At 69.2% G+C, this 7,093-nt stretch carries 8 protein-coding genes; all 8 read left to right on the forward strand.

Features of this window, described 5'->3' with window-relative positions:
- Positions 1-3: 3 nt before the first annotated feature.
- The 8 genes from argS to scpB all read left to right on the forward strand — a co-directional run bounded on the left by argS (position 4) and on the right by scpB (position 6,705).
- Positions 4-1,779, forward strand: a complete 1,776-nt coding sequence (gene argS, locus Q0309_RS02130; RefSeq protein ID WP_299436963.1) for an arginine--tRNA ligase — start codon at positions 4-6, stop codon at positions 1,777-1,779.
- Positions 1,779-2,879 carry an SPOR domain-containing protein gene (locus tag Q0309_RS02135; protein WP_299436965.1) on the forward strand — a complete coding sequence of 367 codons (1,101 nt, stop codon included), beginning with the start codon at positions 1,779-1,781 and terminating at the stop codon, positions 2,877-2,879. Before argS ends, Q0309_RS02135 begins: the two co-directional genes overlap by 1 nt.
- Complete coding sequence (gene nagZ / locus Q0309_RS02140; protein ID WP_366940545.1) at positions 2,872-3,888, forward strand: beta-N-acetylhexosaminidase; 1,017 nt, start codon at positions 2,872-2,874, stop codon at positions 3,886-3,888. The genes Q0309_RS02135 and nagZ overlap by 8 nt, the downstream gene beginning before the upstream one ends.
- Entirely contained in the window at positions 3,885-4,565 is a 681-nt protein-coding gene (locus Q0309_RS02145; RefSeq protein WP_299436969.1) for a site-2 protease family protein, read from the forward strand. Before nagZ ends, Q0309_RS02145 begins: the two co-directional genes overlap by 4 nt.
- A 12-nt stretch (positions 4,566-4,577) precedes the next feature.
- The gene (locus Q0309_RS02150; RefSeq protein ID WP_299436971.1) at positions 4,578-5,387 is read left to right on the forward strand and encodes a ScpA family protein; all 810 of its coding nucleotides are present in this window, start codon (positions 4,578-4,580) and stop codon (positions 5,385-5,387) included.
- Positions 5,388-5,464: 77 nt separating this feature from the next.
- Complete coding sequence (locus Q0309_RS02155) at positions 5,465-5,680, forward strand: DUF433 domain-containing protein (protein ID WP_299436973.1); 216 nt, start codon at positions 5,465-5,467, stop codon at positions 5,678-5,680.
- Between the two features lie 2 nt (positions 5,681-5,682).
- Complete coding sequence (locus tag Q0309_RS02160) at positions 5,683-6,036, forward strand: hypothetical protein (protein ID WP_299436975.1); 354 nt, start codon at positions 5,683-5,685, stop codon at positions 6,034-6,036.
- Positions 6,037-6,048: 12 nt separating this feature from the next.
- Positions 6,049-6,705, forward strand: coding sequence for an SMC-Scp complex subunit ScpB (gene scpB, locus Q0309_RS02165; RefSeq protein ID WP_299436978.1), 657 nt, complete (start codon positions 6,049-6,051; stop codon positions 6,703-6,705).
- Positions 6,706-7,093 lie beyond the last annotated feature (388 nt).

The following is a 7,093-nucleotide window of genomic DNA, read 5'->3' on the forward strand; positions in this document are numbered from 1 at the left end:
GCCATGAACATCTTCACCGCCTACCGGGACCACGTTCTCGACCAGGTGGCGGCGCTTGTCGCCGCCGGCACGCTGCCCGAGGGCCTCGACACCAGCCGGGTCGCCGTCGAGCCGCCGCGCGACCCCAGCCACGGCGACATGGCCACCAACGCCGCCATGGTGCTGGCCAAGCCGGCCGGGCTGAAACCGCGCGACCTGGCCGAGCGGCTGGTCGAGCGCTTGTCGGGTGTGGCCGGTGTCACCGCCGTCGAGGTGGCCGGCCCCGGCTTCATCAACATGCGCCTGGACCCGGCGGTCTGGCTGGAGTGTCTTCGTGACGCCCTGCGCGCCGGCGAGCGGTACGGTGACAGCGGCATCGGCGGCGGGCGAAAGGTCAACGTCGAGTTCGTCTCGGCCAATCCCACCGGCCCCATGCACGTCGGCCACGCGCGCGGCGCGGTGGTGGGGGATGCCCTGGCCGCGCTGCTGGACAAGGCGGGCTTCGCCGTCACCCGCGAGTACTACGTCAACGACGCGGGCGCCCAGGTCGATGCCCTGGCCCGGGCCACCCACGCGCGCTATCGGCAGGCGCTGGGCCGCCTGAGCGAGGACGACATCGCCGCCATGCTGGCCCGCAAGGAGATCGAGTACGGCGGCGACTATCTGGTGCCGCTGGGCGAGACGCTGGCGACCGAATTTGGCGACCGCTTCGCCGACGCGCCGGAGGCCGAGTGGCTGGCGCCGATTCGCGACCGCGCCATCGCCGCCATGCTGGCGATGATCAAGGACGACCTGGCGGCCCTCGGGGTGGCCTTCGATACCTTCACCAGCGAACGGGACCTGGTCGGCGCCGGACGGGTCGACGAGACGCTGGCGTTCCTGGAGGCGCGCGGTCTGATCTACACGGGCGTGCTCGAACCGCCGAAGGGCAAGGCGCCCGAGGACTGGGAACCGCGCCCGCAAACCCTGTTCAAGGCCACCGAGTTCGGTGATGACGTGGACCGGCCGGTGCGCAAGTCGGACGGCTCGTGGACCTACTTCGCCGGCGACATGGCCTATCACCGCGACAAGGTCGACCGGGGGTTCGAGGACATGATCAACGTCTTCGGGGCCGACCACGGGGGCTATGTCAAGCGCCTGCAGGCGGTGGTCAAGGCGGTCAGCGACGGCCGCGCCAGCCTCGACGTCAAGCTCTGCCAGCTCGTCAAGCTGCTGGACCGGGGCGAGCCGGTGAAGATGTCGAAGCGCGCCGGCACCTTCGTAACCCTGCGCGATGTGGTCGACCGCGTCGGCAAGGACGTCGTGCGTTTCATCATGCTGACGCGCAAGAACGACGCCACCCTGGACTTCGATTTCGCCAAGGTGACGGAGCAGAGCCGCGACAATCCGGTCTGGTACGTCCAGTACGCCCACGCGCGGGCCTGTTCCGTGTTCGGTCACGCCGAGGAGCTGTGGCCCGGCCGCGACCTGAGCCCGGCCGCGCTGGCCGAAGCGCCGCTGGATCGGCTGGACGCGCCCGAGGAACGCGATGTCATCCGCCTGCTGGCGGGCTGGCCGCGACTCGTGGAAGGGGCCGCCGAGGCGCATGAACCGCACCGGGTGGCCTACTATCTGGCCGAGGTGGCGGCGGCCTTCCATGGCCTGTGGACCAAGGGCAAGGACGACGCCCAGCTTCGGTTCCTGATGCCGGACGACGAGGCGCTGTCCCTGGCGCGCCTGGCGCTTGTCCAGGGTGTGGCGACGGTGATAGCCTCAGGATTGCAAATCTTTGGCGTTCAGCCGGTCAGGGAACTCCGCTGATGTCCGGATTGAGGAAGGCACGACGCGACGGGCGCGAGGAGCCGATTGCCCTCGACGATGAGATGTTTCGCGTCGTCCCGGACGATGATCCGGAAGAGCTGCGAGACGGCCCCGCTTATGATCCGATCGACGACCTTGATCTTGACCTTGAGGGCGGGGACGAACCGGGGGCGGCACCGCGCCGCCGATCCGGCGGTGGTCGCGCCCTTTGGTTGACGCTGCTGGGTCTTGTGGTCCTTGCCGGGGGCGGCTGGGCGGCCTGGGTGGCGCTGCAGCCGGTGCCGCCGACGTCGAGCGGAACCGGCGAGCTGATGGCCACGATCGAGCCGGCGCCAGTCGAGCCGGAGCCCTCGCTGCCGACCGTGCGCGCCGAGGACGAGCCGTTCAAGATCAAGCCCGATGATCCGGGCGGCCTGCGGGTCGAGAACACCGACAAACGGGTCTATGAACGGGTGGGCGAGGGGGCCCGGGTCGAGTCCGGGCCGGGCGTCGAACAACTGCTGCCGGCGCCGGTGCGGCCGGTGGCGCCGCCGCGACCGCCGGAGCCAGTGGCCGAGCCCGTGGCCGAGCCGGAGGGCGCCGGCGAGGCGCCGGCGCCGACGGAGGCAGCAACGGCCGAGGATCCGGACGAGACCGCCGGGCAACAGTCGGCCGACCCGGTCGAGGATACGGCGACGGCGGTGCCGGCCCCGGAACCCGAGGAAGCCCCCGCTCCGCCCGCCGAGGCGGAGGCGCCCGCTCCCGCGCCGGACCCGGAGGTCGCCGAGGCGCCGCCAGCACCAGGGCCAACGCCGACCCCGGCGCCAACCCCGGCACCCGCGCCGGCCGAGAACGTGGCCGCCGTCGCCGACCAGGGACCGCAGGTGCAACTGGCCGCTTTCCGCGAGCGGGGCTTGGCGGAGAAGCAGTGGACCCAGCTTCGCGACGCGCACCCGGACCTGCTCGGCGATGTGCCGCATGTGATCGTCTATGCCGATCTCGGCGACCTGGGGCAGTTCTATCGACTGCGGGCCGGTCCCTTGCCGGACGCGGCGGCGGCGGAGACCCTGTGCCGCGATCTGAGGCGCCGCGACGTGGAGTGCCTTGTTGTCCGTGACTGACGCGCCCCTGGCGGCCATCCTGGGATGCGCCGGTCCGTCTCCGACACCGCAGGAACGCGCCCTGTTCGCGGAGGCTCGGCCGGCCGGATTCATCCTGTTCAGCCGGAATATCGAGACGCCGGCGCAAGTGGCGGACCTGGTGGCCGACCTCCGGTCGCTGTCCGGCGGCGCCGATGCGTTGATCCTGATCGACCAGGAAGGCGGACGCGTGCGCCGGCTGGGACCGCCGCACTGGCGCGCGGCCCCGCCGCAGGGCGCGTTCGTCCCGCTGTATGACCGCGACCCGACGGCGGGTCGCGAGGCGGTGCGCCTGAACACCCGCCTGATCGCGCATGAACTCGCCGCGCTCGGCATTGATGTGGATTGCCTGCCGCTGCTCGACGTGGTCGATCCGTCGGGGCACGACGTGATCGGCGATCGGGCGTTTGGCGCCAACCCGAAGGCCGTCGCCGACCTGGGACAGGTCTGTGCCGACGCGCTGCTGGAGGGGGGCGTGTTGCCGGTGATCAAGCACCTGCCCGGGCACGGCCGGGCACGCGCCGATTCCCACCTGTCGCTGCCCGTGGTCGACGCGCCGAGGGACGCGCTGGACGCCACCGACTTCGTGCCCTTCCGGGCGCTGGCCGGGGCGGCCCTGGGCATGACGGCGCATGTCGTCTATACGGCCATCGATCCCACGGCGGCGGCGACGATCTCGCCCGTGGTGGTCCGGGACGTGATCCGATCCCATATTGGATTTGATGGCCTGTTGATCACCGATGACATCTCGATGAAGGCCTTGGATGGATCGTTCCAGGCACGGGCACGCCGCTCGCTGGACGCCGGCTGCGACGTCGTCCTGCACTGCAACGGGGATCTGGCGGAGATGCAGGCGGTGGTGGAGGGCTGTCGTCCCCTGGATGCGGCCGGCCAGGCGCGTCTGGCGCGCGCCCGGGCGGTCTTGCGGCCGCCGGCGCCGTTTGATCCCGACGCGGCCCTGGCCCGCCTTGAGGAGTTGATGCAGGCATGAGTCCCGACCTGATTGTCACCGCCACGACCTGGGTGATCCCGGTGCTGCTGGCCATCACGCTGCACGAGGCCGCGCACGGCTGGGCCGCCTGGAAGCTGGGGGATGACACGGCGCATCGTCTGGGACGAGTGTCCGCCAACCCGATCCGGCATGTGGATCCGGTCGGCACGGTGGCCTTGCCCGGCCTCTTGTTCATCAGCGGGGCACCGTTCCTGTTCGGATGGGCCAAGCCGGTGCCGGTGAACTTCGGCCGCCTGCGCAGTCCGCGCCGCGACATGGTCCTGGTGGCGGCGGCGGGGCCGGCCTCCAACCTGCTGATGGCCTTTGCGGCCGCGCTGCTCATTCACCTGCTGCCGCTGGTGCCGTCCATGGCGAGCCAGTGGGCCGCGCAAACGCTGGAGAACCTGATCCTGCTCAATCTGTTCCTGGCCGTGCTGAACATGATTCCCCTGCCACCGCTGGACGGCGGACGCGTGGCGGTGGGGATGCTGCCGCGGTCCCTGGGGATGCCGCTGGCGCGGCTGGAGCATGTCGGCATCTTTATTTTGCTGGGCGTGCTGTTCCTGCTGCCGTTTCTGCTGGGTCAGGTGGGCATTCCCTTCGATCCGTTCCGCACGGTGCTGATCCCGGTGGTGATGGGGCTGGGCCAACTGGTCACGGCCCTGGCCTTCCTCTGAGCGAGGCCGGGCGTGACCGCGACCGAGGCCGAGAACGAGACGCCCGATCCGCCCGAGTTCGAGGAGGACCCGGTCGGCGGGGGCGGCGACCCGGCGACCCTGGTGGTCAACCTGGACGGCTTCGACGGCCCCCTTGATGTTCTGCTGACCCTGGCGCGGGATCAAAAAGTCGATCTGGCGCGGATCTCCATTCTCCAACTGGCGGAACAGTATCTGGCCTTCGTGCGGCTGGCACGGGATCGTCACCTCGATCTCGCGGCCGACTATCTGGTCATGGCGGCGTGGCTGGCGTTCCTGAAGTCGCGCTTGTTGCTGCCGGTGCCGAAGACGGACGAGGAACCGAGCGGCGCCGAAATGGCCGCCGCCCTGCAGTTCCAGTTGCAGCGCCTGGAGGCCATGCGGACGGCTGGACAGGGCCTGATGGACCGCCCGCGCCTGGGCCATCATCGCTTCGCGCGTGGTGCGCCGGAGGCGGTGAGCGTGCATCGTCAGACCGTCTTTGACCTGACGCTGCACGACCTGTTGCGCGCCTATGGCGGGCTGCGCGCGCGCGAGCGGCGGACGTCGCTGGCCATCGAGCCGTTCGATCTCTACTCGGTGGATCAGGCGTTGGCGCGGCTGGAGGGCCTGTTGGGCCACGCGCTGGACTGGACGGTGCTGGTCCGTTTCCTGCCGGAGGACCTTGCGGACGCCCTGCATCGCCGGTCGGCGCTGGGGGCGACCTTCGTCGCTGGGCTGGAACTGGCGCGGCAGGGCAGGGTGGACCTGCGGCAGGACGGCGGGGCGTTCTCGCCGCTGTATGTGCGGCGCAAGAAGGAGTGATCGAGGTCGTGTGGACAGGGCGCGCGGGTCGCTTGACGGGCGCGGCGCCCCTCTCCACGATGGGAGACACCGCAGGCATGGAGGATGCGATGTCGGCCGTGATTGTCAGGGACCCGGATATCTTGGGCGGCCGTCCGGTGTTCCGGGGAACTCGCGTTCCCGTCGAGGTGCTGTTCGAGAACCTTGAGGATGGCCTCTCGCTGGATGAGATCGTCGAGAGCTACCCGTCGCTGGACAAACGCGACCTGATCGCCTGCCTTGAAGAGGCGTGCGCTCAGTTTACGGCCGCTTGATCGTGCGCATTCTGCTCGATGAAAACGTTCCCGTTCAGTTGAAGCCGTTGTTGGTCGGCCACGCCGTGCGATCGGTCAACGATCCCGATATTGGCTGGAAGGGAATCCGAAACGGCCGACTTCTCGAAAGATTGGAAGGAAATTACGATCTCCTCTTAACGGCGGACAAGAACCTGTGTTTTCAACAAGAGCTGATAGGGCGAGCCGCTGGCATCATGGTGTTGCCGACGAATCGACGAAAGCAGGTTCTTGCACTTGCTCCCCAAATACTAGCGGCGCTCGAGTCCGTTTCAAAGGGCGGGTGTGTTCTGATGCAGTTGGACGGCACTGTTTCTAACTGGTTCCGGGGTGAGTGACCTGTGGCCTCGATGACAGACACCGACGTACCGGACGCGTTCCAACTCCTGCGCATGATCGAGGCCATTCTGTTCGCGTCGGCGGAGCCGGTGACCGAGGCGGCGTTGGCGGCGCGCCTGCCCGATGGCGTCAAGGTGCGTCCCCTGCTGGAGACCCTCGCGGCGCAGTACGACCGGCGGGGCGTACAATTGACTCGGGCCGGCAACACCTGGGCGTTCCGCACCGCGCCCGATCTGGCCGACGTTCTGACCGTCGAGACGGTGGAGCAGCGCCGCCTGTCGCGCGCGGCCGTCGAGACGCTGGCGATCATCGCCTACCATCAACCGGTCACCCGGGCGGAGATCGAGGAAATCCGGGGCGTCGCGGTCTCAAAAGGCACCCTCGACGTGCTGCTGGACGCCGGCTGGATCCGCCCGCGCGGACGGCGCCAGACGCCCGGGCGGCCGCTGCAATGGGGCTCCACGGACGCCTTTCTCGATCATTTCGGGCTGGAGACCGTCAAGGACCTGCCGGGCCTGGACGAATTGCGCGCCGCCGGCCTGCTGGACGCGCGCCCGGCGCTGGCGGCCTATGGCGCGCGGGCGCCGGGTGACGACGACCAAGCCTTGCCCGATGACGATGCCGCGCCGGACGAGCCCCTGGACCCCGACGACGGGGAGGGGGCTTGATACGGGTCGCTAAAGGATGAACAGCAAAACGTAGGGTGCGTTCGCGCCCCCTGTCGCGTTCGACGCGACGTTCGCCCGTTCACGGACGCGTGCCATGTCGTACGGATATGGCCGGGGGCGCAACGCACCAAAGGCACTGGCCGCGTGGCGGTGCGTTGCCCGCCGCCCCGGCGCCGGCCGGCGCCAGGGAGGCGGTCGAACGCACCCTACAAAAAGGGGGGCATGATACCAAGCGACGGAAATCGTGACACGTTTTCCGGACCGTCGGCACACGACCTTGGGAGATCCCTCGCGTCCTAACGGACGCTTCGGGATGACGTCTGTATTTGTTTGTTATACCCTGTCTACGCCAAAACCCGGAAATCGTCTCTGTCGATGATATGGAATT

Source organism: uncultured Rhodospira sp. (genome assembly GCF_937138205.1).
Lineage (GTDB): Bacteria > Pseudomonadota > Alphaproteobacteria > Rhodospirillales > Rhodospirillaceae > Rhodospira.

Excerpts from the sequence above, each read along its gene's own strand:
- argS (WP_299436963.1), top strand. The coding sequence starts at position 4 with ATGAACATCTTCACCGCCTACCGGGACCACGTTCTCGACCAGGTGGCG.
- Q0309_RS02135 (WP_299436965.1), top strand. The coding sequence starts at position 1,779 with ATGTCCGGATTGAGGAAGGCACGACGCGACGGGCGCGAGGAGCCGATT.
- Q0309_RS02145 (WP_299436969.1), top strand. The coding sequence starts at position 3,885 with ATGAGTCCCGACCTGATTGTCACCGCCACGACCTGGGTGATCCCGGTG.
- Q0309_RS02155 (WP_299436973.1), top strand. The coding sequence starts at position 5,465 with ATGGAGGATGCGATGTCGGCCGTGATTGTCAGGGACCCGGATATCTTG.
- scpB (WP_299436978.1), top strand. The coding sequence starts at position 6,049 with ATGACAGACACCGACGTACCGGACGCGTTCCAACTCCTGCGCATGATC.